The sequence below is a fragment of the Rhodocyclus gracilis genome, assembly GCF_009617575.1.
In the GTDB taxonomy this organism is placed as follows: domain Bacteria; phylum Pseudomonadota; class Gammaproteobacteria; order Burkholderiales; family Rhodocyclaceae; genus Rhodocyclus; species Rhodocyclus gracilis.
This window is the reverse complement of the sequence record NZ_WIXJ01000003.1, coordinates 130,085-155,767: the sequence shown is the minus strand read 5'-3', so window position 1 is coordinate 155,767 and position 25,683 is coordinate 130,085. Positions and strand designations below refer to the sequence as shown.

The following is a 25,683-nucleotide window of genomic DNA, read 5'->3' as shown; positions in this document are numbered from 1 at the left end:
GATATTATTTCACTTTTCCGGGCTTGGAAAGCGCCTCAAGCAGCGCCGCCACCCCGGAAATGGCAGGCAGGCACTTAACGCCCGCACAGACCCAGGCGTTGACATGATCAGACTCCGGCAAGGCCAGCGCTGGTGGCAGATTCGGCGTTCCGTTGGGGATGAACAGGCATGGCCAGGCCGGCAAATAGCGACCGTTCAACGCCGCCCGCCAGGGCGCAAAGTACGCCGCCGGACCGCGAATCACGACACGGGAAGGCGGGCGTTGCCACTCGTGGAGCGCCATGAGCCAGGAGGCGAAACCCGCCGGCGAATGCTGTGCGGGCGCGTGGAAGAGCGCCAGCACGCCCTCCGCCGCCGCCTGCCAGCGCGTCTCGCCGCAGAGCTGGCCGAGGCGCAGCAAGGCGCGGGCGGCGACGCCGTTGCCAGCGGGTGTCGCATTATCGTGGGCTGGCTTCGGTCGCAGGATCAAGGCTTCGTGATCGTGCCGGGTAAAGAAAAACCCGGCGTGCGCCGGCGCTACCGAGGGATCGCTTTGCGGCCGATCCTCGAAGGCGTCAACGAGCGCGTCGGCCACGGCGCTGGCAAAGAGTAAATCTTCGTTGCTGTAGCATTCTTGCAACAGTTCCAGCGTCGCCGCCAACCAATAAGCGTAGTCGTCGAGGCACGCATCAATCGCGGCGCTCGCCTGGCCCTGCGCATCGCACGCCGCGTAGAGGCGCCTGTCGCGCCAGAGGAATTGGCGCACGAACGCGTAGGCGCGGCGCGCGGACTGCGCCCACTCCGGCCGCCCGAAGACGCGGGCGGCGTGCAGCATCGCCTCCACCATCAGGGCATTCCAGCCGGCAAGAATCTTCTCGTCGCGGGCAGGTGCCGGACGCCGTGCGCGCGCCGCCCGCAAGGTGTCACGCGCCGAATCGAGGCGTTGCCGCGCCGCCTGCGGTGAAATGCCAAGATCGTCTGCAATGGCATGCAAAGGCGTCGCCACCCGCAGATGCCAGCACCCGGCTGCGGCCCCTTCAAAAAAGTTCGGCGGCCCGCTCAACCCCCAATGTGGCAACGCGACGGCGGCTTCCTCGGCGCTCAGCAACGCCTCGATCTCGCCCGCCGGCCAGACATAGAAAGCGCCCTCTTCGCCGGCCGCATCGGCATCGAGCGAAGCGAAATAGCCACCCGACGGCGACTGCATCTCGCGCATCACCCACTCGGCCGTCGCGACGACGATCTCGCGGTAACGCGCATCGTCGGTCACGGCCCAGGCGTCGCTATAGACGCGCAGCAGCAGGGCGTTGTCGTAGAGCATTTTTTCGAAGTGCGGAATCTGCCAGCGCTCGTCGACGCTGTAGCGGTAGAAGCCACCGCCCAACTGATCGAACAGACCGCCGTCGGCCATCCGCGTCAGCGTCGTTGTCGCCATCGACAGCGCAGCGGGCGTGCCGGCGAGCAGTAGCAGATCAAGGTCGCTGGCGTGAGGAAACTTCGGCGCCGCCCCAAAACCGCCCCAGCGCGGATCGAACGCGTGTGCGAGGTCAGTCACGGCAAGCGACAGGGGATCGTCGATGAAATCGCGGGCCTCGGTTGGCGTATCGGGCAGGGTGTGTGCGAGAACGCGGCAAAACTGGCGGCCACGCGCTTCGATCTCCTCGCGCCGCTGCTGCCAGGCATTGGCAATGCTCGTGAGCACATCGGCAAACGCCGGCAAGCCATGCCGCGGACGCGGCGGAAAGTAGGTGCCAGCATAGATGGGCACGCCAGCGGGCGTCAGAAAGAGCGTCAGCGGCCAGCCGCCGGGGCGGCCCGTCATCAACTGATGCGCCGTCTGATAGATGTGGTCGAGGTCGGGACGCTCTTCGCGATCGACTTTTATGTTTACGAAGTGCGCATTCATCAAAGCCGCCGTCGCCGTGTCGGCGAAGGACTCATGCGCCATGACGTGGCACCAGTGGCAAGCCGAATAGCCGATGGAGAGCAGGATCGGCCGCGCCGTTGTTCGCGCCAGCGCGAGCGCCTCGGCGTTCCACGGATACCAGTCGACCGGATTGTCGGCGTGCTGGCGCAGGTAGGGCGAGGTTTCGCGACTGAGGCGAGGATTGGCGGGGCGGGAAGCCGGCGAGGGGGAAGCGGCGGCAGCTGCGGCGTGCGGTGGCCGGGACATCGGCGGCTCCGTCAGTGACGGCGCGGGGAAATACCCACGCTTTTTCGTCGACGGTAGCGAGCCAGGGGGAGTTCCCGCCGGCGTACTCGACCGTGCCGGAGTGGTCGTATTACGCCAGCGGCTCTGCCGGCGCGCCGACGCCCGAAGGCGTCAGGCACGCAACACCGCGGAGGGCTCAATAAGCTGCGTAGCGGGTGCAGCGGGAGCGAACGTCAGAGAACTCTGGAGAACTTCAGCAGAGCTTAGCGAAGCGCGACCGTCTAGCGGCGGCGAATCTGCGTCACGTCACGCACGGCGCCGCGGTCGGCGGAGGTCGCCATCAGCGCGTAGGCTTGCAGTGCCGGCGAGACGACGCGTTGCCGCTTGAGTGGCTGCCAGGCGGCGTCGCCGCGCGCTTCCATCTGCGTGCGCCGACGCGCCAGTTCTTCGTCGGCGACGGCGAGCCGGATGCTGCGATTGGGGATGTCGATCTCGATCGTGTCGCCTTCCTCGACGAGGCCGATGGCGCCGCCATCGGCGGCTTCCGGGGAGGCGTGGCCAATCGACAGGCCCGATGTGCCACCGGAGAAACGGCCGTCGGTGAGCAAGGCGCAGGCTTTGCCGAGCCCCTTCGACTTGAGGAAGGAAGTCGGGTAGAGCATTTCCTGCATGCCCGGCCCGCCCTTTGGCCCTTCGTAGCGAATGACGACGACGTCGCCGGCAACGACCGTATCGCCCAGAATCGCTTCGACCGCCGCATCCTGGCTCTCGAAGACGCGGGCACGCCCGGAGAAGTGCCAGATGCTGGCGTCGACGCCGGCGGTTTTGACGATACAGCCGTTTTCGGCAATGTTGCCGTAGAGCACGGCAAGGCCGCCCTCGCGGGTATAGGCGTTGGCGAAATCGCGAATGCAGCCCTGCGTACGATCCAGATCCAGCTCCGGATAGCGCCGCTCCTGCGAAAACGCCTGCTGCGTCGGCACACCGCCGGGCGCGGCGCGGTAAAACTCGAAAATGCGCAGATCGTGGGCGCGCATCGCATCCCAGACATCGAGCGCCTCGCCGAGCGTCTTGGTGTGAACGGTCGGCGTATCGCGATGCAAGAGGCCGGCCCGGTCGAGTTCGCCAAGAATGCCGAAGACGCCGCCGGCACGATGCACATCCTCGATGTGGTACTGCTGCGTCGCCGGTGCCACCTTGCACAGGCAGGGCACGCGGCGCGAGATGCGGTCGATGTCGGCCATGGTGAAATCGACGCCGGCTTCCTGCGCCGCCGCCAGCAGGTGCAACACGGTATTGGTCGAACCGCCCATCGCCACGTCGAGCGCCATGGCGTTTTCAAAGGCGGCGCGGCCGGCGATGGCGCGCGGCAGTACCGTCGCGTCGTCCTGTTCGTACCAGCGCTGACAGAGTTCGACGATGCGGCGGCCAGCTTCGAGGAAGAGCCCCTTGCGGTCGAAGTGCGTGGCGACGATGGTGCCGTTGCCGGGCAGCGAGAGGCCAAGGGCTTCGGTCAGGCAGTTCATCGAATTGGCGGTGAACATGCCGGAGCACGAGCCGCAGGTCGGGCAGGCGGAGCGTTCGAACTGATCGAGTTCGGCATCGGACACCTTGCTGTCGCCGGCCTTGATCATGGCGTCGATCAGGTCGACGGCGATGGTCTTGCCCTGCCATTCGACCTTGCCGGCCTCCATCGGCCCACCGGAGACGAAGATCGTCGGGATGTTCACGCGCATCGCCGCCATCAGCATTCCCGGCGTGATCTTGTCGCAGTTGGAGATGCACACCATGGCGTCGGCGCAGTGCGCGTTGACCATGTACTCGACCGAGTCGGCGATCAGGTCGCGAGAAGGCAGCGAATAGAGCATGCCGTCGTGGCCCATGGCGATGCCGTCGTCGATGGCGATGGTGTTGAATTCCTTGGCGATGCCGCCGGCCGCCTCGATCTCGCGCGCCACCAGCTGGCCGAGATCCTTCAGATGCACGTGCCCCGGCACGAACTGCGTGAAGGAATTGACGACGGCAATGATCGGCTTGCCGAAATCGCCTTCCTTGACGCCGGTGGCACGCCACAAAGCGCGCGCGCCGGCCATGTTGCGACCGTGGGTCGAGGTGCGGGAACGATAGGCAGGCATGGCTGAACTCCGAAACAATATGTCATTGGCGCGGCAGCAGCGCGGCGCGGGGAAGCCCGAATTCTACCGAACTCAGCGCCCGCCGGGGCGGCGGCCCCCGTGTCGAGGACTACGACATGGCCGGCGCATTACCTCTGCATGACCGGAAAACTGACGGCGGTGAACCAGGCGAAAGTGACAGCGCTGGCGATGGCCCCCACCAGCGGCTGACCGCTCCGCCGATACGCCCACTCGCTGATCAGGCCATAAAACAGAAAGAGCGCGAGGATCACCGGAATGATGATGACGAGGAAAAACAGCGTCGACACGTTCACCAGCACCGCCAGCATCAGCGAAACGATGAAGGCGAGCTTGCTGGCGAAATGCACGCCGCGCCGCTGTTGCACGCCACGCGTCACCCATTCATCGACGACGAAATACGGCAAGGCGCCCGCCAGCAACGCGGCGATGAGCGGCGCCCGGCCACTCTCTGGCAGGAAATTCGAGACCCAGGCGCCCGTCGGCAAGCCGACGGCAAAAAGGCAATAGCCGGTCGCCAGCAGCGTCGACACGCACAAGGCCCACGGCCCGTGGCGTGAGAAGGAGGACGTGACGCGCGACACGAGCGGCGCGACAGCCGACGATGCGGAGGGCGACAGAGTGCCCCCCGGTCGGCGGCGCACCACCCACCAGGCCGTCAGTGCCGTCAGCACGCCGTATAGCGCGAAGTGCTGCACCAGATAGCCGCCGAGGAGCAAGGGCAAGACGTCCGTCGAGGTATGCGCCAGCAAAAGCGGCGTCGCCACCGCCGGCAGCAGGATCACCGGCAGCGCCTCGCGCCAGGACAGCGACGCGCCCAGCGGCGTCGGCGACAGACGCGGCAGCAGTTGCGCGAGCGGCCAGGCGAGCAGCAACAGGGACAGATAGAGCAAGCCGATCACGCCGCCGCGGGCATCGACGAAGGGGCTGCCGGATCGGGCGAAGGCGTGGTTGAACCAGTCGGCGGTTTCCGACAGGGTCTCGCGGCTGAAGATCACAGCCACGTGCTCGACCCCTTGCGCGAATACCAGACGGCGCGCCGTCCCCTGCGGGAAATCGCCGAGCGTGCTGCGCAGCGGCGCATCCTCCATGCGCGCCGAGGGCAGCGACTGCGCCAACATGCGCCGCCCTTCGTCGTGCAGCATTTCCGGCTCCAGCGCGCCGTAGACGATCAGCAGATTCTTCGGTCGCGTTGCGTCCACCGCATGCGAAAACGCCGACACGGCGACCGTCGCATCCACATCGCTATGTTCGCGGGCGTAGCGGATGACGATGTCCGACGCCATCGAATGACCGACGAGGGCGAGATGTCCGTCGCCTTGCGGCAGCGTGCGCGCGTAATCGACGACCTCGCTGAGCGAGCTCAGGAGCGCGCGGGTGCTGGCATCAAGGTCGCTATTGCCGCCCGCCAGCGGACGCGGATTGCGGCCATGGCCGGGAAAATCGAAGGACAGCGCGACGTAGCCCTGATGCGCCAGCGTCATGGCGAAGGACTGCATCAGCTGTTGCGAGCCGGCAAAGCCGTGCGCGATCACCACCACCGGCGCCCGCAGACCGGAGGCCGGCGCAAAAATGGTCGCCGGAGTACCGCCGATGCTGACGCTCGTCACCTTGACGCCGTCTGCGAGACGCAGGAAGTAACTGCTGACGACACACAAGCCCAGCACGGCGATGAGCGCGACGGCGCAGACGAGGCGACGGGAGGCGCGCGCGTGCTCCGCGACCTTCCCTGCGCCTTTTTCTGCGGCTATCTCCGCGCCTTTCCACGCTGCCTTCTCTGCCCCGGCGTTCGCCACTCGCTCGGCAGCCGTCTCCGCCGCCGAAGCGGGAGAAGCAGGCGAAACGTCAGCAGAGGCATCACGAGACACCGGCGACACGGAAACTGGCGTGAGATCGGGCACGGCGGGAGTGATCGAAGACATGACGGGGCAGAAACTCAAAGACGGACGGTGGGACGCGGGGTCGGACGGCCAGCCCCGCTCTGCGTTAAAATTCCGGCATTCTTTCCTGGCCGAACGACGCGACTCGCCCAATGCGGCGACGGCGCGCGTTTCGACACCCCGCCCGCATGCTCGTTCATCCGCAGTTCGACCCCATCGCCTTTTCGCTCGGCCCGCTGGCGGTGCGCTGGTACGGTCTCATGTACCTCCTCGCCTTCATCCAGTTCTGGTGGTTGGGGCGTCTGCGCATCCAGAACCACCCCGGACTGGTGCGCGCCGGCTGGTCGGTCACGCAACTCGACGATCTGCTCTTTTACGGCGTCCTCGGCGTCGTCATCGGCGGTCGACTTGGCCAGATCGTTTTCTACGACCCCGGCTACTACTTCGCCAATCCGCTGGAAATGCTCGCCGTCTGGAAGGGCGGCATGTCCTTTCACGGCGGTTTCCTCGGCGTCTTGGTGGCGATGACGCTCTACGCGCGCAAAACGGGGCGCCGCTGGCTGGAGATCACCGATTTCATCGCCCCGCTGGTGCCCCTCGGCCTCGCCGCCGGGCGGCTCGGCAATTTCATCAATGGCGAACTGTGGGGACGCGTCGCCGACCCCAGCCTGCCCTGGGCGATGGTTTTCCCGCAGGTCGACCTGTTGCCACGTCATCCGTCGCAGCTGTATCAGGCGGGGCTCGAAGGCATCACGCTGTTTTGCCTGCTCTGGCTGTTCGCCCGGCGCGAGCGCCCCTGTGGCGCGGTGTCGGCGTTCTTTCTCATCGGCTACGGCGTTTTCCGCTTCGTCGCCGAATATTTCCGCACACCCGACGACGGCATTTTCGGCCAGTCCTACACGATCAGCATGGGGCAATGGCTGTCCTTGCCGATGATCGTCATCGGCATCGCTCTCTTTATCTATTCCGCTCGCAAGGAGTCACAATGAAGCGCCCGTTCAAGGTTCTCGGTATCCAGCAAATCGCCATCGGCGGCCCGGACAAGACCCGCCTGCGCCGGCTCTGGATCGACATGCTGGGGCTGGAGATCACCGGCAATTTCGTCAGCGAGCGCGAGAACGTCGACGAGGACATCGCCGCCATCGGCAGCGGCCCCTTCAAGGTCGAAGTCGACCTGATGCAGCCGCTCGATGCCGACAAGAAGCCCGCCGTACACGCCACGCCGCTCAACCACGTCGGCCTGTGGATCGACGACCTGCCCGCCGCCGTCGAATGGCTGACGGCGCAAGGCGTGCGCTTCGCCCCCGGCGGCATTCGCCGGGGCGCCGCCGGCTTTGACATCACCTTCCTGCACCCGAAGGCGAACGACGAATTCCCGATTGCCGGCGAAGGCGTGCTGATCGAGCTCGTGCAAGCGCCGGCGGAAGTCGTCGCCGCCTTCGCGCAACTGGCGGCAAGCCACGCTTAAGCGCGCGGACGCGACCGGAGGAGCCCGATGGACCGGCTGGTCAGCTACGTCAGCGCCATTCACGCGCTGAGCAGCCCGGTCGCCATCGTGCGCCAGACGCAGACCGCCGAATCCTGGCTGGATCAGGGCTTCGAGGTGCGCAAGGAAACGCACACCTATTGCTTCGACAACGGCGTGATCGTCCGGAAAACCGTCGAACAGGACGCTTTCCCCAGCGAAGCGGCCTGCGCCGAATGCTGGATCAGCTACGAGGTACTGGGCGATAGCGCCGCCGCGACGGCTATCGTGCCGGCGCGCCAGAGCTTCGCCAGCACCTGTCGCGAATCGTTCTGGCTGAGCTACCACCGCGCCTAGATAAGGCGCCTGGATAGGGTGGATGGGACTCGCCCAGAGTTCGCGGGGAGTTCGTCCGCCAAATTGCAGGCCGCCCAGCCACGGCCTAAACACAAGCCGCACGCCAGAAACACCAACGCCGCCCGCAGGCGGCGTTGGTGCGCAGCGAGGTGACTTTCGCGGCTTATTCGAACTCGATGATCACCTGATCGACGGAGAGGCTCTCACCGGCCGCCGCGACGATCTTCTTCACCTTGCAGTCCTGATCGGCGCGCAGGATGTTTTCCATCTTCATCGCCTCGATCACCGCCAGCTTCTCGCCCGCCTTCACTTCCTGCCCCTGGGCAACCGCCACTTCGCGCAGCAGGCCCGGCATGGGCGACATGAGGAAGCGCGAGAGGTCTGGCGCCGCTTTCGCCGGCATCAGCGCCAGCAATTCGGCCGCACGCGAGGTCAGCACGTTCACATCGACCTGCGAGCCCCAGTGGAAGAGGCGATACGCCATGCCGTGACGTTCGAGTTGCAGGGTGAATTCCTCACCGTTGCAGACGCCGTGCATGATCGGCTCGCCCAGACGCCAGCCGGAGACGATCTCGTAGTGTTCGCCTTCGTAGTGAACGAGGTAGCCGTTGTCGATCGGCAGGGCGCGCACCAGATGCTGCACGCCGTCCTTGAGCACCACCCAGTCGTCGCCCACCTTGCGCTCATGGCCGGGCAGCTGCCCGGAGACGCGCGCGGCGCGGTCCATATAGCGACGGTGAATGAAGGCCGCCACCGAGATGAGGAAGGCCGGATGGTCATAAGGCACCATCGTCGCGTCGAAGCCCTTGGGGAACTCCTCGGCAATGAAGCCGGTGTTGAAGTGCCCCGAGATGAAGCGCGGGTGGCTCATCAAGGCGGCCTGGAACGGGATGTTGCAGCTGATGCCACGAATGACGAAGGCGTTGAGCGCCGCCCGCATGCGCGCGATAGCTTGCGCCCGCGTCGCGCCGTGCACGACGAGCTTGGCGATCATCGAGTCGTAGAACATCGAGATCTCGCCGCCTTCGTACACGCCGGTATCGACGCGCACATCGCCCTCGCTCTCGTCCGGCGGCTGGAACTTCACCAGACGGCCGGTCGACGGCAGGAAGCCCCGGAACGGGTCTTCGGCGTTGATGCGGCATTCCATTGCCCAGCCGTCGCGGCGGATGTCTTCCTGCGCGAAGGGCAGCGGCTCGCCAGCGGCGACGCGGATCATCAGCTCGACGAGGTCGAGACCGGTGATCATTTCGGTCACCGGGTGCTCGACCTGCAGACGCGTGTTCATTTCGAGGAAGTAGAACGAACGGTCGGCGCCGACGACGAACTCGACGGTACCGGCCGACTGGTAGTTCACCGCCTTGGCCAGAGCCACCGCCTGCTCGCCCATCGCCTTGCGCGTCGCGTCGTCAAGGAAGGGCGACGGCGCTTCTTCGATCACCTTCTGGTGACGGCGCTGGATCGAGCACTCGCGCTCCCACAGGTACACCGTGTTGCCCTGCGCATCGCCGAGCACCTGGATTTCGATGTGGCGCGGTTCGACGACGAATTTCTCGATGAAGACGCGATCGTCGCCGAAGCTGTTACGCGCTTCGTTCACGCAGGAGGCGAAACCTTCGTGCGCTTCCTTGTCGTTGTAGGCCACGCGCAGGCCCTTGCCACCACCACCGGCGGAGGCCTTGATCATCACCGGATAGCCGATCTTCCTGGCGATCTCGACTGCCTCGTCGGGGCCCGAAATGGCTTCGTTGTAGCCGGGAATGGTGTTGACGCCCGCTTCCATCGCCAGCTTCTTCGACTCGATCTTGTCGCCCATGCGGGCAATCGAATAGTGCTTCGGGCCGATGAAAACGACGCCGGCTTCTTCGAGGCGACGCGCAAACTCCTCGTTCTCGGAGAGGAAGCCGTAGCCCGGATGCACCGCTTCGGCGCCCGTTTCCTTGCAGGCGGCGATGATGCGGTCCATCACCAGATACGACTCTTTCGACGGCGCCGGGCCGATGCAGACGGCCTCGTCGGCCATCTCGACGTGACGCGCGTCGCGGTCGGCTTCGGAATAGACGGCAACAGTGGCGATGCCCATCTTGCGGGCGGTCTTGATCACGCGACAGGCAATTTCGCCGCGATTGGCAATCAGAATTTTCTTGAACATGGGTCCAGTCCTCTCGCGGCTCACAGCGGAATGTTGCCGTGCTTGCGCCACGGATTTTCGAGCTTCTTGTCGCGCAGCATGGCGAGCGAGCGACAGATACGCTTGCGGGTTTCGTGCGGCATGATGACGTCGTCAATGAAGCCGCGTGCGCCGGCAACGAAGGGGTTGGCGAACTTTTCCTTGTACTCGGCTTCGCGCTGCGCGAGCTTTTCCGGATCGCCCTTTTCCTCGCGGAAGATGATCTCGACCGCGCCCTTCGGCCCCATGACGGCGATTTCCGCCGACGGCCAGGCGAAGTTCACGTCGCCGCGCAGGTGCTTCGAGCTCATCACGTCATAGGCGCCGCCGTAGGCTTTGCGCGTGATCAGCGTCACCTTCGGCACCGTGCACTCGGCGTAGGCGTAGAGTAGCTTGGCGCCGTGCTTGATGATGCCGCCGTATTCCTGTGCGGTGCCGGGCATGAAGCCGGGAACGTCGACCAGCGTCACCACCGGAATGTTGAAGGCGTCGCAAAAGCGGACGAAGCGCGCTGCCTTGATCGAGCTCTTGATGTCGAGACAGCCGGCGAGGACCAGCGGCTGGTTGGCGACGATGCCGACCGGGTGGCCGTCCATGCGCGCGAAACCGACGATGATGTTCTTCGCGTAATCGGGCTGGATCTCGAAGAAGTCGCAGTCATCAATCATCTTGATGATCAGCTCCTTCATGTCGTACGGCTTGTTGGTGTTATCCGGCACCAGCGTATCGAGCGAGAAATCGAGGCGATGCGCCGGATCGTTGGTGCGCTGCACCGGCGGCTTTTCGCGGTTGTTGGCCGGCAGGAAGTTCATCAGGCGGCGCAACATGGTCAGCGCTTCGACGTCGTTCTCGAAGGCGAGATCGGCGACGCCCGACTTGCTCGAGTGCGTGACCGCACCGCCCAGCTCTTCGGCGGTGACTTCTTCGTGCGTCACCGTCTTCACGACATCCGGGCCCGTCACGAACATGTAAGACGAATCCTTCACCATGAAGATGAAGTCGGTCATCGCCGGGCTGTAGACAGCGCCGCCGGCGCACGGCCCCATGATCATCGAAATCTGCGGAATGACACCGGAAGCCATCACGTTGCGCTGGAACACATCGGCGTAGCCCCCCAACGAAGCGACACCTTCCTGAATACGCGCGCCGCCGGAGTCGTTAAGACCGATCACCGGCGCGCCGGCCTTCATGGCGTGGTCCATGATCTTGCAGATCTTTTCGGCGTGCGCTTCGGACAAGGAGCCGCCGAAGACCGTGAAATCTTGCGAAAAGACAAAAATCAGGCGGCCGTTGATCGTGCCGTAACCGGTCACGACGCCGTCGCCCGGCACCTGCTGCTCGGCCATGCCGAAGTCGGTGCAGCGGTGCTCCTTGAACATGTCCCATTCTTCAAAGGACTCGGGATCGAGCAGCAGTTCGATACGCTCGCGGGCGGTCAGTTTGCCCTTGCGATGCTGGCTGTCGATACGCTTTTGACCGCCGCCGAGGCGCGCCCGGGCGCGCATCTCGTCGAGCTGGCGGATGATGTCTTGCATGGAGTGCTCCCTAGTAATTCGGATTCGAAGTGCGGGTTCAGCGGCTCTGCAGGTGGTCGAGCAGGATTTTCGCAGCAGAAGAAGGCGTTGTGCGCCCGCTTGCCACCGCGACGGAGAGGGATTCGAGAGAAGCGCGCACCGCCGGGTGCGCGCGAAAACGTTGACGCAAGCCGGAATCGATCTGCGCCCACATCCAGTCGAGCGACTGCCGGCGACGGCGCGCTTCAAACTCGCCTGCGGCGAGGAGCGTGGCCTGATACCGGTCGATTTCGTCCCAGAAGGCTGCGATGCCTTCCTTTTTGAGTGCCGAGATCGTCAGCACCGGCGGCCGCCAGTGGTGACTGGCGGGACGCAGCATCATCATCGCCATCTGCATCTGGCTGCGGGCAATAGCCGCTGCGCGCGGATCGATGTCGGCCTTGTTGATGACAACGAGGTCGGCGATTTCGACGATGCCCTTTTTGATCGCCTGCAATTCGTCGCCAGCGTTGGGCAGTTGCAGGAGGACGAAGGCGTCCACCATGCCGGCCACCGTCGTCTCGCTCTGGCCGACACCGACCGTCTCGACGATGATGACGTCAAAGCCCGCCGCCTCGCACACCAGAATGGCCTCGCGCGTGCGCTCGGCGACGCCACCGAGGCTACCGGCCGACGGGCTCGGACGAATGAAGGCTTCCTCACGCTGGCAGAGACTTTCCATGCGCGTCTTGTCGCCGAGGATCGAGCCACCCGAAATCGTCGAGGAGGGATCGACGGCGAGCACGGCCAGCCGGTGCCCGGCATCGATCAGGAAGGTGCCGAGCGCTTCGATGAAGGTCGACTTGCCCGCCCCCGGCGAGCCGGAAATGCCGACCCGGATCGAGCGCCCGCTCTGCGGCAGCAGGGCGGCGATGACCGCCCGCGCGCGTTCCTGATGCTCGGCGCGGGTCGACTCGATGAGCGTGATCGTCTTGGCCAGCGCGCGACGTTCACGCGCCAGCACGCCGTCGACCAGCGCCTGGTCCTGCGGCAGCAGCGATGACGAGGTCTCGCACACGGCGGTGGCGCCGGTCTAGTCGTGCAGCGTGCGGATTTCGTCGAGCACGCGCCGTGCCGAATCTTCGATGCGCGTTCCCGGACCGAACACGGCGCGGACGCCGGACTTGAAGAGGAAGGCGTAATCCTGCGCCGGCACGACACCGCCGACGAAGACGATGATGTCGTCGGCCCCCTGGTCCTTGAGCGCCTGAATCAGTTGCGGCGCCAGCGTCTTGTGGCCGGCGGCGAGCGTCGACATGCCGATGGCGTGCACGTCGTTTTCGATGGCCTGGCGTGCGGCTTCTTCGGGCGTCTGGAAGAGCGGGCCGACGTCGATATCGAAGCCGAGGTCGGCGAAGGCGCTGGCAACCACCTTCGCGCCACGGTCGTGACCGTCCTGACCGAGCTTGGCGATCATCACGCGCGGCCGGCGGCCATGTTCTTCAGCGAAGGCGTCGACTTCCGCCTTCAGCGACTGCCAGTCGTTGTCGTCTTCGAGCACGGCACCATAAACCCCGGAAACCGTCTGCGTCGTCGCCCGGAAACGGCCCCAGACCTTTTCCAGCGCGTCGGAAATTTCACCGACGGTGGCACGCAGGCGAATGGCCTTGACGGCCAGATCGAGAAGATTGCCCTCACCGCCAGCCGCACAGTTGGTGAGATCGGCCAAGGCCGCTTCGACCGCCGCCGCGTCGCGCGTGGCGCGAATCTGTTGCAGCCGGGCGATTTGCGCTTCGCGCACGGCGTTGTTGTCGATATCGAGAATCTCGATGGGCGCTTCTTTTTCCAGCCGGTATTTGTTCACGCCGACGATGACGTCCTTGCCGGAGTCGATACGCGCCTGCTTTTCGGCGGCACATTCTTCGACCTTCATCTTCGCCCAGCCGGATTCGACGGCCTTGGTCATACCACCCATCGTCTCGACTTCTTCGATGAGGGCCCAGGCCCGATCGGCGATGTCCTGCGTCAGCGATTCCATCATGTAGGAGCCACCCCAGGGATCGACCACCTTGGTGATGGCGGTTTCTTCCTGAATCACGAGCTGGGTGTTGCGGGCGATGCGCGAGGAGAATTCCGTCGGCAGGGCAATCGCTTCGTCCAGCGCATTGGTGTGCAGCGACTGCGTGCCGCCGAACACCGCGGCCATCGCCTCGATGGTCGTACGCACGACGTTGTTGTACGGATCCTGCTCGGTGAGCGACCAGCCCGAGGTCTGACAGTGCGTGCGCAACATCATCGACTTCGGATTCTTCGGCGAGAAGCGGGTCATGATGCGGTGCCACAGCAGACGCGCCGCCCGCAGCTTGGCGACTTCCATGTAGAAGTTCATGCCGATGGCGAAGAAGAACGACAGACGACCGGCGAACTCGTCGACATCAAGCCCCGAGGCGATACCGGTACGTACGTATTCCAGACCGTCGGCCAGCGTGAAAGCCAGTTCAATTGCCTGATTCGCCCCGGCTTCCTGGATGTGATAGCCGGAAATCGAGATCGAGTTGAACTTCGGCATGTTCGCCGAGGTGTACTTGAAGATGTCCGCAATGATCCGCATAGACGGCGTCGGCGGATAGATATAAGTATTGCGGACCATGAACTCCTTGAGGATGTCGTTCTGGATGGTCCCCGACAGCTTCTCGCGCGGCACGCCCTGCTCTTCGGCGGCAACGATATAGCCCGCCAGCACGGGCAGCACGGCGCCGTTCATGGTCATCGACACCGAGACTTTGTCGAGCGGGATGTTGTCGAAGAGGATCTTCATGTCCTCGATCGAATCGATCGCCACACCGGCCTTGCCGACGTCACCGGTCACGCGCGGGTGGTCCGAGTCGTAGCCACGGTGCGTCGCCAGGTCGAAAGCGACCGACACGCCCTGACCGCCAGCCGCCAGCGCCTTGCGATAAAACGCGTTGGACGCTTCCGCCGTCGAGAAGCCGGCGTACTGACGGATCGTCCACGGACGCACCGAGTACATCGTCGCCTGCGGCCCGCGCACGTAGGGCGCAAAGCCCGGCAGCGTATCGGCATTCGGCAGCTCGGCCACATCCGCCTTGGTATAGAGCGGCTTCACCGCAATCCCTTCGGGCGACATCCAGGTCAACGCTTCGACATCGCCGCCGGGCGCCGATTTGGCGGCTGCCTTTTTCCAGGCGTCGAGTTGCGAAGAATCAAGCTGACCGGGATTGCTGGGCTGAGACATGACGTACCTTTCAGGAAAACGAGTCTGCAATGCACAGAAAAACAAACCGCACGAACACCTCGCGATGGCGCGGGGCGGCACCGCCAAAACGCACGCGCGCCGAAAGAACGGCGCGACGTGGCGCGAATCCACTTAAAGCAAATGACCGATAACGAACGAGCCCTGCCGGACAGCCATGACATTGTGCCGCCAGCGCACACTCGCTGCCCTCTTCGGCACCCAAAAGGGCTAGAACAGACGCGAAACGGACGGGATTTCACCGCCGACGCGCGGGCTTGACACCCTAAACGCTTGATAATACTGTATCCATAATTATGAATGCAAGGCCAACCCAAACGGAAGCGGTCGCCGCCGAAAATACCCGGAAGGTACCCGCCGACGCGACACCGCCCAACGGCCGCATCGCCCGGACCGCGCTCTACCAGGAAGTCGCCGAAAGGCTGCGTCAGCGCATCTTCTCGCATGAGCTGGCGCCGGGCGAATGGATCGACGAACAAGCCCTGGTCGTTGCCTACGGCATCAGCCGCACGCCCTTGCGCGAAGCGCTGAAAGTACTCGCCGCCGAAGGGCTGGTCACCCTCAAGCCGCGTCGCGGCTGCTACGTAACCGAAATCTCCGAACGCGATCTCGACGACATCTTCCCGCTGATGGCGATGCTGGAAGGGCGCAGCGCCTGGGAAGCCGCCAAGAAATGGCGCAGCGAAGACCTCGCCCGCCTCGAAGTCCTGCACGCCGAACTGGAGGCGTACACCGCCGCCGGGCAGATCGACCGCTTTTTCGAAGCCAATCAGGACTTCCACCGGCAGATCCAGGAGCTTTCCGGCAACCGCTGGCTGCTGCAACTGGCGCAAGACCTGCGCAAGGTGCTGCAACTGACTCGCCTGCATTCCCTGGGCGTCGAAGGCCGCCTGCAGGAATCGATGGCGGAGCACCACGCGATCATGGCGGCGCTGCGCACGCGCGACGCCGCCGCCGCCGAGGTCGCCATGCGCAAACACCTTCTCGCCAGCCGCGAAGCGCTGGCACGCGCCCGCCCCGTGCGCGCCCCCGAATAACACTCAGCCCCTAAGACGATGAGCGGACAAATTCTCTGCACTCGCCGTGACAGCATCGCCACCGTAACGCTCGACCACCCGGAAAAACGCAACGCTCTCGATCTGTCCATGTGGCAGTCGCTCGCCACGACACTGCGAACGCTCGCTGCCGACAGCAGCTTGCGCTGTGTCGTCGTGCGCGGCGCCGGCGACGAGGCCTTCGCGGCGGGAGGCGATATCGAAGAATTCCTGCATGCGCGCGACACGCTCGAACGCGCGCAGTCCTACCACGCCGCGGTCGGTGCCGCCCTGCGCGCGATTGCCGACTGCCCGCATCCGACACTGGCCGCCATTCGCGGCGCCTGCATTGGCGGCGGTCTGGAAATCGCCAGCCAGTGCGATCTGCGCCTGTGTGGCGACTCGGCGCGCTTCGGCGTACCGATCAATCGCCTCGGTTTCTCGATGTACCCGGAGGAAATGCAGGGCGTACTCGCCATCGCCGGACCGGCGACGACGCTCGAACTGCTACTCGAAGGACGCATCCTCACCGCCGCTGAAGCCCTGGCGCGCGGCCTCGTCACGCGTGTCGTCCCCGACGCCCAACTCACCGCCGAAGTCGATGCAACGACGCAGCGCATCGCCGCCGGCGCGCCGCTCGTCGCCCGCTGGCACAAACAATGGGTGCGCCGCCTGCAACAGCCCGCCCCGCTCAGCGCCGACGAACTACGGCAATCCTTCGCCTTCCTCGACACCGCAGATTATCAGGAGGGCCTGCACGCCTTCCTCGAAAAGCGCAAACCCGAGTTTCGCGGCTGTTAAAAGAGACTGCGCCCGCCTTAGGCGAAGACGTCAAACAGCATCTTCGCCGCCAGCAGGACGAGCAAGACCGCGAAGACACGCTTCAAGGTCGCCACCGGCAAACGGTGCGCCAGACGCGCACCAATGGGCGCAACCAGCACGCTGGCCCCGGCGAGGCACGCGAGCGCCGGCAGATAGACAAAACCGAGGCTCCATTGCGGCAAGCCCGGATGCCCCCAGCCATTGAATATGTAGCCTAACGACGCACCGATGGCGATCGGCAAACCGACCGCCGAGGAGGTGCCGATGGCGTTATGGACGCGCACATTGCACCAGGAGAGGAAGGGCACCGTCAGCGCCCCGCCGCCAATGGCCACCAGCGCCGAAACACCGCCAATCCCCGTCCCCACACCGAAAAGGCCGAGCTTTCCCGGCAGTTCCCGCGACGGCTTGGGCTTGAAATTCAGCAACATCTGTACGGCGACGAAACAGACAAAGCAGGCAAAAAACACCGCCAGCGGCTGCGCCGGTACGCGCGCCGCCAACAGGGTGCCGAGCAAGGTGCCAAACAGGATGCCGGGCGTAATCGTCAGGACGACCGGCCAGAGAACGGCGCCGTGTTGATGGTGGGTCCGCAGGCTGGAAATCGAAGTGAAGAAAATCGTCGCCATCGACGTGCCGAGCGCCAGATGCAGCGTTTCGGCGGGGGGAAAGCCGGCCTGGGCGGCGAACATCATCATCAGCAGGGGCGTCATCAGCGTACCGCCACCGATCCCCAGCAAGCCGGCGAAAAAGCCCGAAAACGCGCCGAGCGCGAGATACGCCAACACCCAACTCATACACCACCTCTCACCGCAGCGCCCCGCGGCAAACGCGCCGTGCGCGCTCGCATGGCGAGGGGAAATGCCGTCGTACCGCCACGACTGGCAATAAAACCATTCCCAAAAAGCAAAACAGCGCGGAAAGACGGGCTTTCCGCGCTGTTGCAAACTGGCTCCCCACCTGTGCCGTTAGGCCGGCATCCTGAACCTGGGTTCAGATTGGCTGCTTTCCTCCTGCTTCAGGTCCACCCGACGAAGGGCAGGCACAACAGCAGTTTCAACGGTCAGCAACCGACGCCTAGTAGCATTGGTTCAAGGAATATATGGCCTTGACGAACACCGCAGGGAACACTCGGCGGAGACGATCAGATCGCGGCACACCCGGCCAACACGCCGGTCGGCGATCTGCTACAGCAACCTGTCCTGAGGTCCGAGAACCCCGTCAAGCTGCGCCTCCATCTCGGTGATTCTACGACGGGCTTCGGCCAAATCCAAAGCAGAATTTGCGTCCTCTACTCCCTCGGCTGAGGTCGCGGAATTCGCCTGCTCGTCGCGGAAAGAAAGAAACTCGTGGGCAATGTTGAGCGCGGCCATCACGGCAATGCGTTCAGCGATGTTGCTCTTGGTCTTCTCGGCGATTTCGTGCATTTTCGCATCGACCAGGGCCACGGCGGCCTGCAGGGCTGCCCGCTCGCTGGGCGAACAGGCAACGCGATACTCCTTGCCCAACAGGGAAATATCCAGAAAACGGCTTTCGTCAGACATGGACAGGCCTTCACTCACGATGGGTTCGCAGCGAGGCGCCGGTGGCGTCATCGCTCTTTTCGTCGTCGGCCTCGGGCAGTTGCAGGGCCAGGGCTTCCAGACGCGCACGGGCGTCGTCCATGCGCCGCAGCACACGCGCACGATCCGCTTCCGCCACGGCGAGTTGACGCACCAGATCCGCATTCTCCGCGCGTAGTGCCGTGCACACGGCAACCACTTGCGCAATCTTGCTTTCGAGTGCTGTGAGTTCAGTCATCATGGCGCGGACTATAGAGGGGAAAAACCCGGACGGTCAAGGAGTAAGCGGACATTCTGAAAGTTGTTTATCGATCTGACGGCACCCTTCCGGCAACTCGCGAGAGTACAAGTTCACGCCAACGTAAACGTGCCGAAATACCACGCCGGGCGCGAAAACATCACAACAATGAAGGCGTGACACGTTTCAGACTGCCCGCGCGGACTATAATTGCGCGCTTTGCTGCCTGATGGCGGCAAAAAAACGTGCAAGGTGCCGCGCGCGAAGTCTTTCGCCGCGGTTAAACGGGAAGCAGGTGCGCGTCCGACAGGAACGCAAAGCCTGCGCTGCCCCCGCAACGGTCAGCGAGTGCGGGTGCGTCGATATGCCACTGGGCCTCAAGCCTGGGAAGGCGACGCATCAAGACTCGCGAGCCCGGATACCGGCCTTCGCACGCTGAGCGGAAGCGTCGCGGGGAGGCGACGGTGGCAGCGTGGTGTCCTTGCGACTGACCGACGTTTCTCCCGAGGTTTCCATAGTGATCATCCGGCACGCGGGGACGCCTGCCGGAATCAGGGAGAAACCATCCATGCAACACAACAACTCTCGGCGCCGCACGCACGGCGCACCTCTGTGTCACCTTGCCCCTCTCGCCGCCGCCCTCGCCGCGTGCGTTCCCGCCTCTGCGTATGCCTCGGAAGGCGACACCGTTGTCGTTACCGCGACGCGCCAGGAAACGCGCAGCAACGAACTGCTGAGCGACGTAACCGTCATCACTCGCGAGCAGATCGAGCAAGCCGGGCAAACGAGCGTCGAGCAACTGCTCGCCCAACAACCAGGAGTTGAATACTGGGCGAATGGCGGCCCCGGAACGCTCAGCGCAATCTCCATCCGCGGCGCCAATAGCAATCACACCCTGCTGCTGATCGACGGCCAACGCGTCGGCTCGATCAGTAGCGGCGCCCCCGATTTCTCCCGGCTGCCGCTGTCGCAGATCGAACGCATTGAAATCCTGCGCGGCCCAGCGTCCTCGCTCTACGGCGCCGACGCCATCGGTGGCGTAATCCAGATATTCACGAAGCGCGGCGAAGGCCCGGCCCGCATCAACGCCAGCACCGGCTATGGCACATACGGCACCAGCGACAGCAACGTCGGCATCGCCGGCGGCACCGATGTCGTCTCCTACAGCCTGCAGGCGGGCTACTACGAGACGAATGGCTTCAGCGCCATTCGCAATTCCGCCAATCCCTCGTACAACGCAGACCACGACGGCTTTTATCGCAGTTCCTTCAGTGGAGGTGTGTCGGTGCGCCCGGCGACCGGACACGAGATCGGCCTCAACTTCCTGTCGTCCAACGGCACCAACAAATACGACAACGGACCAGGCACTGACGACGCGAACCGCTCGAATACCGGTAGCGTTTCACTTTACTCACGCAACCGCTTCACTGACGACTGGACCAGCACGCTGCGCGTCGGACACGGCCTGGACGATGCGACAACGCTCACCAACGGCATTGCCAGCGGCCTTTACCGTACCCAACAGGACCAAGCGTCGTGGCAGAACGATATCCGCCTGCCCGTCGGCAAAGCCCTCCTGGCCGCCGAGTACCTGAAGCAGAATCTGACCAGCAGTTCGACCTACACGCTCACCGAACGCACCATCAAGTCGCTGCTCGCCGGCTGGAGCGGCAATCTCGGCGATCACCGCCTGCAAGCAAATCTGCGCCACGACGACAACTCGCAGTTCGGTGGCAAGACGACGGGCACGGCCGCCTACGGCTATCAGTTCACGGCGGACTGGCGCGCGCACATTTCTTACGGAACGGCTTTCAAGGCACCGGCTTTCAACAACCTGTATTTCCCGCTGACCTGCTATCCCGGATGGGGCTGCTATGGCGGCAACCCGAACCTCAAGCCGGAAACCGCCCGCAATGCCGAAGCTGGAATCAACTGGGAGAAATCGGGGCACAGCTTCGCGGCCACCTATTTCCGGAACAAGGTCAGCGACCTGATCGACGCCTCGTTGCCGGTGCCCATCAATGTCAACAAGGCAAGCCTGAGCGGCACCTCACTCGCCTACAGCGGCAACTTCGGCGATTTCTCTGGCGGGGTCTCGCTCGATCTGCAACGTGCGCGAGATGACACGACCGGCAAACAGCTCGCCCGCCGTGCCGACGAGCAGTTGAAGACACACCTCGCCTGGACCTCCGGTGCGCTCAAGTTCGGCGGCGAATGGCAGCTGTCCGGCAAGCGCTACGACGACGCCGCCAACACCAAGAAGCTCGGTGGTTACGGTCTCGTCAATCTGTTCGCCGAACGCCGCATCGATAGCGAATGGACGCTGTTTGCCCGCGCCAACAACGTCTTCAACCGGGAATACGAACTGGCGCGCGACTACGCCACTCCCGGCGCCAGCCTGTTTGTCGGCGTTCGCTACCAGCAAAAGTAAACCCCACCCATGCCCACCCGCCGCCGCGCCGTGCTCATCCTCGCCGTCCTTGCCGGACTGGCGTTGCTGAGCATTGCGTTGGCGCTGTCGGTGGGCAGCATCCATATTCCCTTGTCCGATGTTTTCCGTGCCCTCGTCGGCTCCGACGCAGGCATGGGCATCGATGTCGTGCGCAGCCTGCGTCTGCCGCGCGCGCTCGGCGGTTTTGCCTGTGGTGCGCTGCTGGCGCTGGCCGGCGCGCTCCTGCAGGTGCTGCTGCGCAACCCGCTGGCCGATCCCTACGTGCTCGGCATTTCCGGCGGCGCCGGGGTCGGGGCCATGCTGGCCATCCTCTTCGGCCTGACGGCTGCCGGCATCAACGGACTCGCTTTCCTCGGCGCACTGGCCGCCATGTTGCTGGTGTTCGGCCTCGCGCACGGCGACGGTGGCTGGACGCAAACGCGCCTGCTGCTGACAGGCGTCATCGTCGCCTCCGGCTGCGGCGCCATCGTCGCACTGACCTTGTCGGTCGCCCCCGAACAAAAACTGCACGGCATGCTGTTCTGGCTGATGGGCGATCTCGCGCAAGGCGGCGACCCGACGCTGCCGCTGCTGGCGCTCGTCGTCATCCTGCTCGTGGCGCTACCCTTCGCGCGCGAACTCAATCTCCTCGCGCGCGGCGCCGACACGGCGCTGACGCTCGGCGTCGCCATCACGCGGCTGCGGCGCGGCGTTTATCTTGTCGCCTCGCTGGCGACCGCCATCGTCGTCACCTACGCCGGCTCGATCGGCTTCATCGGCCTGATCGTGCCGCATCTGGTACGCCTGTCGCTCGGTAACGACCAGCGCCTGCTCCTGCCGGCGGCCGCGCTCGCCGGCGGCAGCCTGCTGGTCGTCGCCGACACGCTGGCGCGCACCGTCGTCGCCCCGCAACAGTTGCCGGTAGGCGTGCTGACGGCGCTGATCGGCGTGCCGGTCTTCCTCTATTTGCTGGCGCGCGCGCCGCTGGCGAGGCGATAGCGATGAGCGCCCAACCGCCCCTGCTCGAAACGCGCGCCCTCGCCGTGCGCATCGCCGGCAAAACGGTCTGCACCGACCTCGATTTCACCGTCGCAGCGGGCGAACGTCTGGCCATCCTCGGCCGCAATGGCGCCGGCAAGACGACCCTGCTGACAACGCTCGCCGGACTGCGTCCGGCCGCCGCAGGGCAGATTCTCGTCGGCGGTCACGGCTACGGCGAACTCGGCCCGCGTGGCGCCGCCCGCCAGCGCGGCTGGCTCGCGCAGCATCGTGAAGACGCCTTCGGCGCGACGGCCCTCGAAATCGCCCTCACCGGCCGTCACCCGCACCTTGGGCGCTGGCAATGGGAATCCGCCGACGATGCCGACATTGCCCGCGCCGCCCTTGCCGCCGTCGGGCTGAAAGGCTTCGAGGCGCGCGATGTGCTCACGCTCTCCGGCGGAGAACGCCAGCGACTGGCGATGGCAACGCTGCTGGCGCAGGCGCCGCAGCTCTATCTGCTCGACGAGCCGATCGCCCATCTCGACCTCAACCACCAGATCGCCCTGCTCGAACTCTTTGCCCGCGCCGCCGCCGAAGGCGCCGGTGTCGTCATGTCGCTGCACGACCCCGGCCTCGCCCTGCGCTACGCCGACCGCGCGCTGTTACTCTACGGCGACGGCCGCGCCGAACTCGGTCCGGCCGACGAAATCCTCACCGCCGAACGCCTGTCGGCGCTCTATCAGCATCCACTCGTGGCCATCGATGTCGACGGCCGGCGCTGTTTCATCCCCTGTTAAACCGCCATGCCCGAGAGCCATTCCGCCCCTGCAGGGCCCCGGCGCTGCCCGGCACTGTTCATCACCGCGCCGGCCTCCGGGCAGGGCAAGACGACCGTCGTCGCCGCGCTCGCCCGTCTGCACACGCGGCTCGGACGGCGCGTGCGCGTCTTCAAGTGTGGCCCGGACTTTCTCGACCCGCAGATTCACCGCGTTGCCACCGGCCACGACTGCTACAACATAGACCTCTGGATGTGCGGGGAAGCCGATGGCGCCGCCCGGCTCGCCGCTGCCGCCGCAGAGGCCGACCTGATCCTTGTCGAAGGCGTCATGGGCCTCTACGACGGCGAACCCTCAGGGGCCGACATCGCCGCACGCTTTGGTCTGCCAATCCTCGCCGTCATCAATGGCGCCTCGGTGTCGACGACCTTTGGCGCCATCGCCTACGGTCTCAAGCACTACCGGCCGGGGACCAAGCTCGTCGGCGCGCTGGCCAACCGCGTCGCCGGCGAACGCCATGCCGAACTGCTGCGCGCCGGCTTGCCGGACGACATCGCCTGGGTCGGCGCGCTGCCGCGTGACGCCGATGGCGCCCTGCCTGAACGCCACCTTGGCCTCCTGCCTGCTGCCGAGATTGCCGGCCTGAACGAGCGCCTCGACCACCTGGCCGACCTGCTCGCCGCCACGGGCGCAGCCACCTTGCCGGCGCCGGTGGATTTCCCGCACCCTGCGGCGACCGCGCCCACCGCTGGCGCAACGCCGCTGGCCGGCCGGCGCATCGCCGTCGCCCGCGACGCCGCCTTCTGCTTTCTCTACCCGGCCAACCTCGACTGCCTGCGCGCGCTCGGCGCGACGCTCACCTTCTTCTCGCCGCTCGCCGGCGAGCCGCTGCCCGAGTGCGACGCGGTGTGGCTGCCCGGCGGCTACCCCGAACTGCACGGCGAACGCCTCGCCGCACAGTGCGCGCTGTGGTCGACGCTGGCCGCACACGTCGCCGCCGACAAGCCGCTGCTCGCCGAATGCGGCGGCATGATGACGCTGTTCGCCGGCATCACCGACAACGAGGGCCGACGCCACGCCATGGCCGGGCTGCTGCCCGGCGAGATCCTCATGCAGCGCCGGCTCGCCGCGCTCGGCATGTGTGCTGCCGGGCTGCCGGCCGCCGGCCAAACGACGGCCGGAGAAGCGACTGCCGACGACGAACTGCGCGGCCACAGCTTCCATTATTCGCGTGCCGAAACGCCGCTGGCGCCGTTCACCCGGGCCGTCCGTGCCGACGGCCGGCCGGGCGAAGCGATCTACCGGCAGCGCCGGCTGACGGCGAGCTACATGCACTTCTACTTCCCGTCCAACCCGCGCGCCGCTGCGCAACTGTTCCTGCCGTAAGCGAGACTCCCAATGAATTCCACCCCCACCGCCAACGACGCCGTGCTGCAAGAGGCAGCGGACAACGCCGACCGCTACAGCGACGCCGAGATCGCCGCATTGTGGCGTGCGCTGCGCGAGCGCCGCGACATGCGCCACTTCGTCGCCGACGCGCTGCCCGAGGGCACGCTCGAACGCCTGGTCGAAGCCGCGCATCTGGCGCCCTCGGTCGGCTACATGCAGCCGTGGCGCTTCATCCGCATCCGCAGCCGCGAACAGCGCGAGCGCATCCACGCGCTGGTCGAAGCCGAGCGCCTACGCACGGCGGAAGTGCTGCCCTCGCGCAACGACGAATTCCGCGCTGTGAAGATCGAAGGCATCCTCGACTGCGCCGAAGTGCTCGTCGCCTGCCTGATGCCGGGACGCGAAGCGCACATCGTCGGCCGGCGCACGCTGCCCGAGATGGACGTCGCCTCGCTCGGCTGCGCCATCCAGAACATGTGGCTGGCAGCGCGCGCCGAAGGCGTCGGCCTCGGCTGGGTGTCGTTCTACGACCCCGACGCGCTCGCCGCACTGCTCGAACTTCCCGCCGGTGCGCGCCCGCTCGCCGTGCTGTGCATTGGCCGCGTGCGCGAGTTCTACCCGCGGCCGATGTTCGAGGACGCTGGCTGGGGCAAGCGTCTGCCGCTCGCCTCGCTGCTCTTCGACGAACGCTGGCCGGCCGACGCCGACGCGCTGCAGACGACCACGCCCCCTGCCTACTGAGGACACACGCCAGCGGCATGGCGCACGTACCGCCATGCGCGTTGGCAGGCAACGGCAGTGCCGCTGCCGATTTTGACTCTCGTCAATCCACCGCTAAACTGCCGGCTGCACACTCGCGCCCCCGCCTTTTCTTCCCCCTTCACCCCCTCTTCCCCGGACCCCTGCCGCATGCTCGAAGCGTCGAACCTGGAATGCGTGCGCGGCGAACGTCGCTTGTTCGCTGGCGTCGGCTTCCGGCTGGAGGCGGGCGAATTGCTGTCGCTGGGCGGCGCCAACGGCGCTGGCAAGACCAGTCTGCTGCGCATGATCTGTGGCCTGACGCCGCCTGCCACGGGCGAGATCCGCTGGCGCGACCAGCCGACAAACCAGTTGGGAGCCGAATTCCGCGCCGAACTGTGTTACCTCGGCCACCACAACGCCATCAAGGAAGAACTGACGCCGCTGGAGAATCTACTGACGACGGCGCATCTGGCGGGCGAATCGCTCGCCGAAGAAACGGCGCTCGACGCCCTCGCCACGGTCGGCCTCGCCGGTCGCGAAGACCTGCCCTGCCGCTATCTCTCGCAGGGGCAGAAACGGCGCGTTGCGCTGGCTCGGCTGGTACACGAGCGGCGTGCCCTGTGGGTGCTCGACGAACCGTACGTCGCGCTCGATGTCGCGGCCGTCGCCATGGTCGCCGGACTGATCGGCGCCCACCTGCAACGCGGCGGTCTCGCCGTCCTGACCACTCACCAGGCCGTGGCGCTGACGGCGGGCACGGTCCGCGAATTACGGCTGGGTCACTGA

The 25,683-nt window shown here is 65.5% G+C and carries 21 protein-coding genes, 1 other RNA gene and 1 riboswitch; of the genes, 11 read left to right on the top strand and 11 right to left on the bottom strand.

Going from position 1 to position 25,683, the window contains the following annotated elements; translation table 11 throughout:
* Window positions 1-4: 4 nt before the first annotated feature.
* The 3 genes from GHK24_RS06565 to GHK24_RS06555 all read right to left on the bottom strand — a co-directional run bounded on the left by GHK24_RS06565 (window position 5) and on the right by GHK24_RS06555 (window position 6,206).
* Complete coding sequence (locus GHK24_RS06565; protein WP_153470876.1) at window positions 5-2,152, bottom strand: thioredoxin domain-containing protein; 2,148 nt, start codon at window positions 2,150-2,152, stop codon at window positions 5-7.
* Window positions 2,153-2,412: 260 nt separating this feature from the next.
* Window positions 2,413-4,266: a dihydroxy-acid dehydratase gene (gene ilvD, locus GHK24_RS06560; RefSeq protein WP_153470873.1), complete on the bottom strand. Its 1,854-nt coding sequence runs from the start codon at window positions 4,264-4,266 to the stop codon at window positions 2,413-2,415.
* Between the two features lie 128 nt (window positions 4,267-4,394).
* The gene (locus GHK24_RS06555) at window positions 4,395-6,206 is read right to left on the bottom strand and encodes a dienelactone hydrolase family protein (RefSeq protein WP_153470870.1); all 1,812 of its coding nucleotides are present in this window, start codon (window positions 6,204-6,206) and stop codon (window positions 4,395-4,397) included.
* Between the two features lie 146 nt (window positions 6,207-6,352).
* On the opposite strand from GHK24_RS06555, the gene lgt reads away from it, so the two are divergent.
* Genes lgt through GHK24_RS06540 form a run of 3 tightly spaced genes read left to right on the top strand, consistent with a single transcriptional unit; the run spans window position 6,353 to window position 7,986 of the window.
* Window positions 6,353-7,153, top strand: a complete 801-nt coding sequence (gene lgt, locus GHK24_RS06550; RefSeq protein ID WP_153470866.1) for a prolipoprotein diacylglyceryl transferase — start codon at window positions 6,353-6,355, stop codon at window positions 7,151-7,153.
* A complete protein-coding gene (locus GHK24_RS06545) occupies window positions 7,150-7,632 on the top strand; it encodes a VOC family protein (RefSeq protein WP_153470863.1) in 483 nt (160 codons plus the stop codon). The genes lgt and GHK24_RS06545 overlap by 4 nt, the downstream gene beginning before the upstream one ends.
* A gap of 27 nt (window positions 7,633-7,659) precedes the next feature.
* Window positions 7,660-7,986: a hypothetical protein gene (locus tag GHK24_RS06540; RefSeq protein WP_153470860.1), complete on the top strand. Its 327-nt coding sequence runs from the start codon at window positions 7,660-7,662 to the stop codon at window positions 7,984-7,986.
* A 163-nt stretch (window positions 7,987-8,149) separates the two neighbouring features.
* Here GHK24_RS06540 and GHK24_RS06535 read toward each other — a convergent pair whose 3' ends face one another.
* Genes GHK24_RS06535 through scpA form a run of 4 tightly spaced genes read right to left on the bottom strand, consistent with a single transcriptional unit; the run spans window position 8,150 to window position 14,905 of the window.
* Window positions 8,150-10,138 carry an acetyl-CoA carboxylase biotin carboxylase subunit gene (locus tag GHK24_RS06535; protein WP_153470857.1) on the bottom strand — a complete coding sequence of 663 codons (1,989 nt, stop codon included), beginning with the start codon at window positions 10,136-10,138 and terminating at the stop codon, window positions 8,150-8,152.
* A 20-nt stretch (window positions 10,139-10,158) separates the two neighbouring features.
* A complete protein-coding gene (locus GHK24_RS06530; RefSeq protein ID WP_153470854.1) occupies window positions 10,159-11,691 on the bottom strand; it encodes an acyl-CoA carboxylase subunit beta in 1,533 nt (510 codons plus the stop codon).
* Window positions 11,692-11,728: 37 nt separating this feature from the next.
* On the bottom strand, window positions 11,729-12,727 hold the full coding sequence (gene meaB / locus GHK24_RS06525) for a methylmalonyl Co-A mutase-associated GTPase MeaB (RefSeq protein ID WP_167681711.1): 999 nt from the start codon (window positions 12,725-12,727) through the stop codon (window positions 11,729-11,731).
* A gap of 15 nt (window positions 12,728-12,742) precedes the next feature.
* Window positions 12,743-14,905 carry a methylmalonyl-CoA mutase gene (scpA, locus tag GHK24_RS06520; protein ID WP_153470852.1) on the bottom strand — a complete coding sequence of 721 codons (2,163 nt, stop codon included), beginning with the start codon at window positions 14,903-14,905 and terminating at the stop codon, window positions 12,743-12,745.
* Between the two features lie 314 nt (window positions 14,906-15,219).
* Between scpA and GHK24_RS06515 the strand changes: the two genes are divergently transcribed.
* Both GHK24_RS06515 and GHK24_RS06510 read left to right on the top strand, forming a co-directional pair.
* Window positions 15,220-15,960: a GntR family transcriptional regulator gene (locus GHK24_RS06515; protein WP_153470847.1), complete on the top strand. Its 741-nt coding sequence runs from the start codon at window positions 15,220-15,222 to the stop codon at window positions 15,958-15,960.
* An 18-nt stretch (window positions 15,961-15,978) separates the two neighbouring features.
* Entirely contained in the window at window positions 15,979-16,758 is a 780-nt protein-coding gene (locus GHK24_RS06510) for an enoyl-CoA hydratase/isomerase family protein (protein WP_153470844.1), read from the top strand.
* Window positions 16,759-16,775: 17 nt separating this feature from the next.
* Here GHK24_RS06510 and GHK24_RS06505 read toward each other — a convergent pair whose 3' ends face one another.
* From GHK24_RS06505 to GHK24_RS06490, 4 genes are all read right to left on the bottom strand, one after another.
* Window positions 16,776-17,576, bottom strand: coding sequence for a sulfite exporter TauE/SafE family protein (locus GHK24_RS06505; RefSeq protein ID WP_153470841.1), 801 nt, complete (start codon window positions 17,574-17,576; stop codon window positions 16,776-16,778).
* 152 nt (window positions 17,577-17,728) lie between these two features.
* A non-coding RNA gene (gene ssrS / locus GHK24_RS06500) (6S RNA) lies at window positions 17,729-17,909 on the bottom strand.
* A gap of 57 nt (window positions 17,910-17,966) precedes the next feature.
* Window positions 17,967-18,323, bottom strand: coding sequence for a cell division protein ZapA (locus GHK24_RS06495; RefSeq protein WP_153470838.1), 357 nt, complete (start codon window positions 18,321-18,323; stop codon window positions 17,967-17,969).
* Between the two features lie 10 nt (window positions 18,324-18,333).
* Window positions 18,334-18,582, bottom strand: a complete 249-nt coding sequence (locus tag GHK24_RS06490) for a hypothetical protein (RefSeq protein WP_153470835.1) — start codon at window positions 18,580-18,582, stop codon at window positions 18,334-18,336.
* A 231-nt stretch (window positions 18,583-18,813) separates the two neighbouring features.
* Window positions 18,814-19,023, top strand: a riboswitch (cobalamin riboswitch).
* Window positions 19,024-19,147: 124 nt separating this feature from the next.
* Between GHK24_RS06490 and GHK24_RS06485 the strand changes: the two genes are divergently transcribed.
* The 6 genes from GHK24_RS06485 to ccmA all read left to right on the top strand — a co-directional run bounded on the left by GHK24_RS06485 (window position 19,148) and on the right by ccmA (window position 25,683).
* Entirely contained in the window at window positions 19,148-21,010 is a 1,863-nt protein-coding gene (locus GHK24_RS06485) for a TonB-dependent receptor domain-containing protein (RefSeq protein ID WP_153470832.1), read from the top strand.
* A 9-nt stretch (window positions 21,011-21,019) separates the two neighbouring features.
* A complete protein-coding gene (locus GHK24_RS06480) occupies window positions 21,020-22,009 on the top strand; it encodes a FecCD family ABC transporter permease (RefSeq protein ID WP_153470828.1) in 990 nt (329 codons plus the stop codon).
* 2 nt (window positions 22,010-22,011) lie between these two features.
* A complete protein-coding gene (locus GHK24_RS06475) occupies window positions 22,012-22,788 on the top strand; it encodes an ABC transporter ATP-binding protein (protein WP_153470826.1) in 777 nt (258 codons plus the stop codon).
* Between the two features lie 6 nt (window positions 22,789-22,794).
* Window positions 22,795-24,153, top strand: coding sequence for a cobyrinic acid a,c-diamide synthase CobB (locus GHK24_RS06470; RefSeq protein ID WP_153470822.1), 1,359 nt, complete (start codon window positions 22,795-22,797; stop codon window positions 24,151-24,153).
* A gap of 12 nt (window positions 24,154-24,165) precedes the next feature.
* A complete protein-coding gene (bluB, locus tag GHK24_RS06465; RefSeq protein WP_153470819.1) occupies window positions 24,166-24,897 on the top strand; it encodes a 5,6-dimethylbenzimidazole synthase in 732 nt (243 codons plus the stop codon).
* A 168-nt stretch (window positions 24,898-25,065) separates the two neighbouring features.
* A complete protein-coding gene (gene ccmA, locus GHK24_RS06460) occupies window positions 25,066-25,683 on the top strand; it encodes a cytochrome c biogenesis heme-transporting ATPase CcmA (protein ID WP_153470816.1) in 618 nt (205 codons plus the stop codon).

Coding starts and splice junctions, on each gene's coding strand:
- GHK24_RS06565 (WP_153470876.1), bottom strand. CDS start 2,152: ATGTCCCGGCCACCGCACGCCGCAGCTGCCGCCGCTTCCCCCTCGCCG.
- ilvD (WP_153470873.1), bottom strand. CDS start 4,266: ATGCCTGCCTATCGTTCCCGCACCTCGACCCACGGTCGCAACATGGCC.
- GHK24_RS06555 (WP_153470870.1), bottom strand. CDS start 6,206: ATGTCTTCGATCACTCCCGCCGTGCCCGATCTCACGCCAGTTTCCGTG.
- lgt (WP_153470866.1), top strand. CDS start 6,353: ATGCTCGTTCATCCGCAGTTCGACCCCATCGCCTTTTCGCTCGGCCCG.
- GHK24_RS06545 (WP_153470863.1), top strand. CDS start 7,150: ATGAAGCGCCCGTTCAAGGTTCTCGGTATCCAGCAAATCGCCATCGGC.
- GHK24_RS06540 (WP_153470860.1), top strand. CDS start 7,660: ATGGACCGGCTGGTCAGCTACGTCAGCGCCATTCACGCGCTGAGCAGC.
- GHK24_RS06535 (WP_153470857.1), bottom strand. CDS start 10,138: ATGTTCAAGAAAATTCTGATTGCCAATCGCGGCGAAATTGCCTGTCGC.
- GHK24_RS06530 (WP_153470854.1), bottom strand. CDS start 11,691: ATGCAAGACATCATCCGCCAGCTCGACGAGATGCGCGCCCGGGCGCGC.
- scpA (WP_153470852.1), bottom strand. CDS start 14,905: ATGTCTCAGCCCAGCAATCCCGGTCAGCTTGATTCTTCGCAACTCGAC.
- GHK24_RS06515 (WP_153470847.1), top strand. CDS start 15,220: ATGAATGCAAGGCCAACCCAAACGGAAGCGGTCGCCGCCGAAAATACC.
- GHK24_RS06510 (WP_153470844.1), top strand. CDS start 15,979: ATGAGCGGACAAATTCTCTGCACTCGCCGTGACAGCATCGCCACCGTA.
- GHK24_RS06505 (WP_153470841.1), bottom strand. CDS start 17,576: ATGAGTTGGGTGTTGGCGTATCTCGCGCTCGGCGCGTTTTCGGGCTTT.
- GHK24_RS06495 (WP_153470838.1), bottom strand. CDS start 18,323: ATGTCTGACGAAAGCCGTTTTCTGGATATTTCCCTGTTGGGCAAGGAG.
- GHK24_RS06490 (WP_153470835.1), bottom strand. CDS start 18,582: ATGATGACTGAACTCACAGCACTCGAAAGCAAGATTGCGCAAGTGGTT.
- GHK24_RS06485 (WP_153470832.1), top strand. CDS start 19,148: ATGCAACACAACAACTCTCGGCGCCGCACGCACGGCGCACCTCTGTGT.
- GHK24_RS06480 (WP_153470828.1), top strand. CDS start 21,020: ATGCCCACCCGCCGCCGCGCCGTGCTCATCCTCGCCGTCCTTGCCGGA.
- GHK24_RS06475 (WP_153470826.1), top strand. CDS start 22,012: ATGAGCGCCCAACCGCCCCTGCTCGAAACGCGCGCCCTCGCCGTGCGC.
- GHK24_RS06470 (WP_153470822.1), top strand. CDS start 22,795: ATGCCCGAGAGCCATTCCGCCCCTGCAGGGCCCCGGCGCTGCCCGGCA.
- bluB (WP_153470819.1), top strand. CDS start 24,166: ATGAATTCCACCCCCACCGCCAACGACGCCGTGCTGCAAGAGGCAGCG.
- ccmA (WP_153470816.1), top strand. CDS start 25,066: ATGCTCGAAGCGTCGAACCTGGAATGCGTGCGCGGCGAACGTCGCTTG.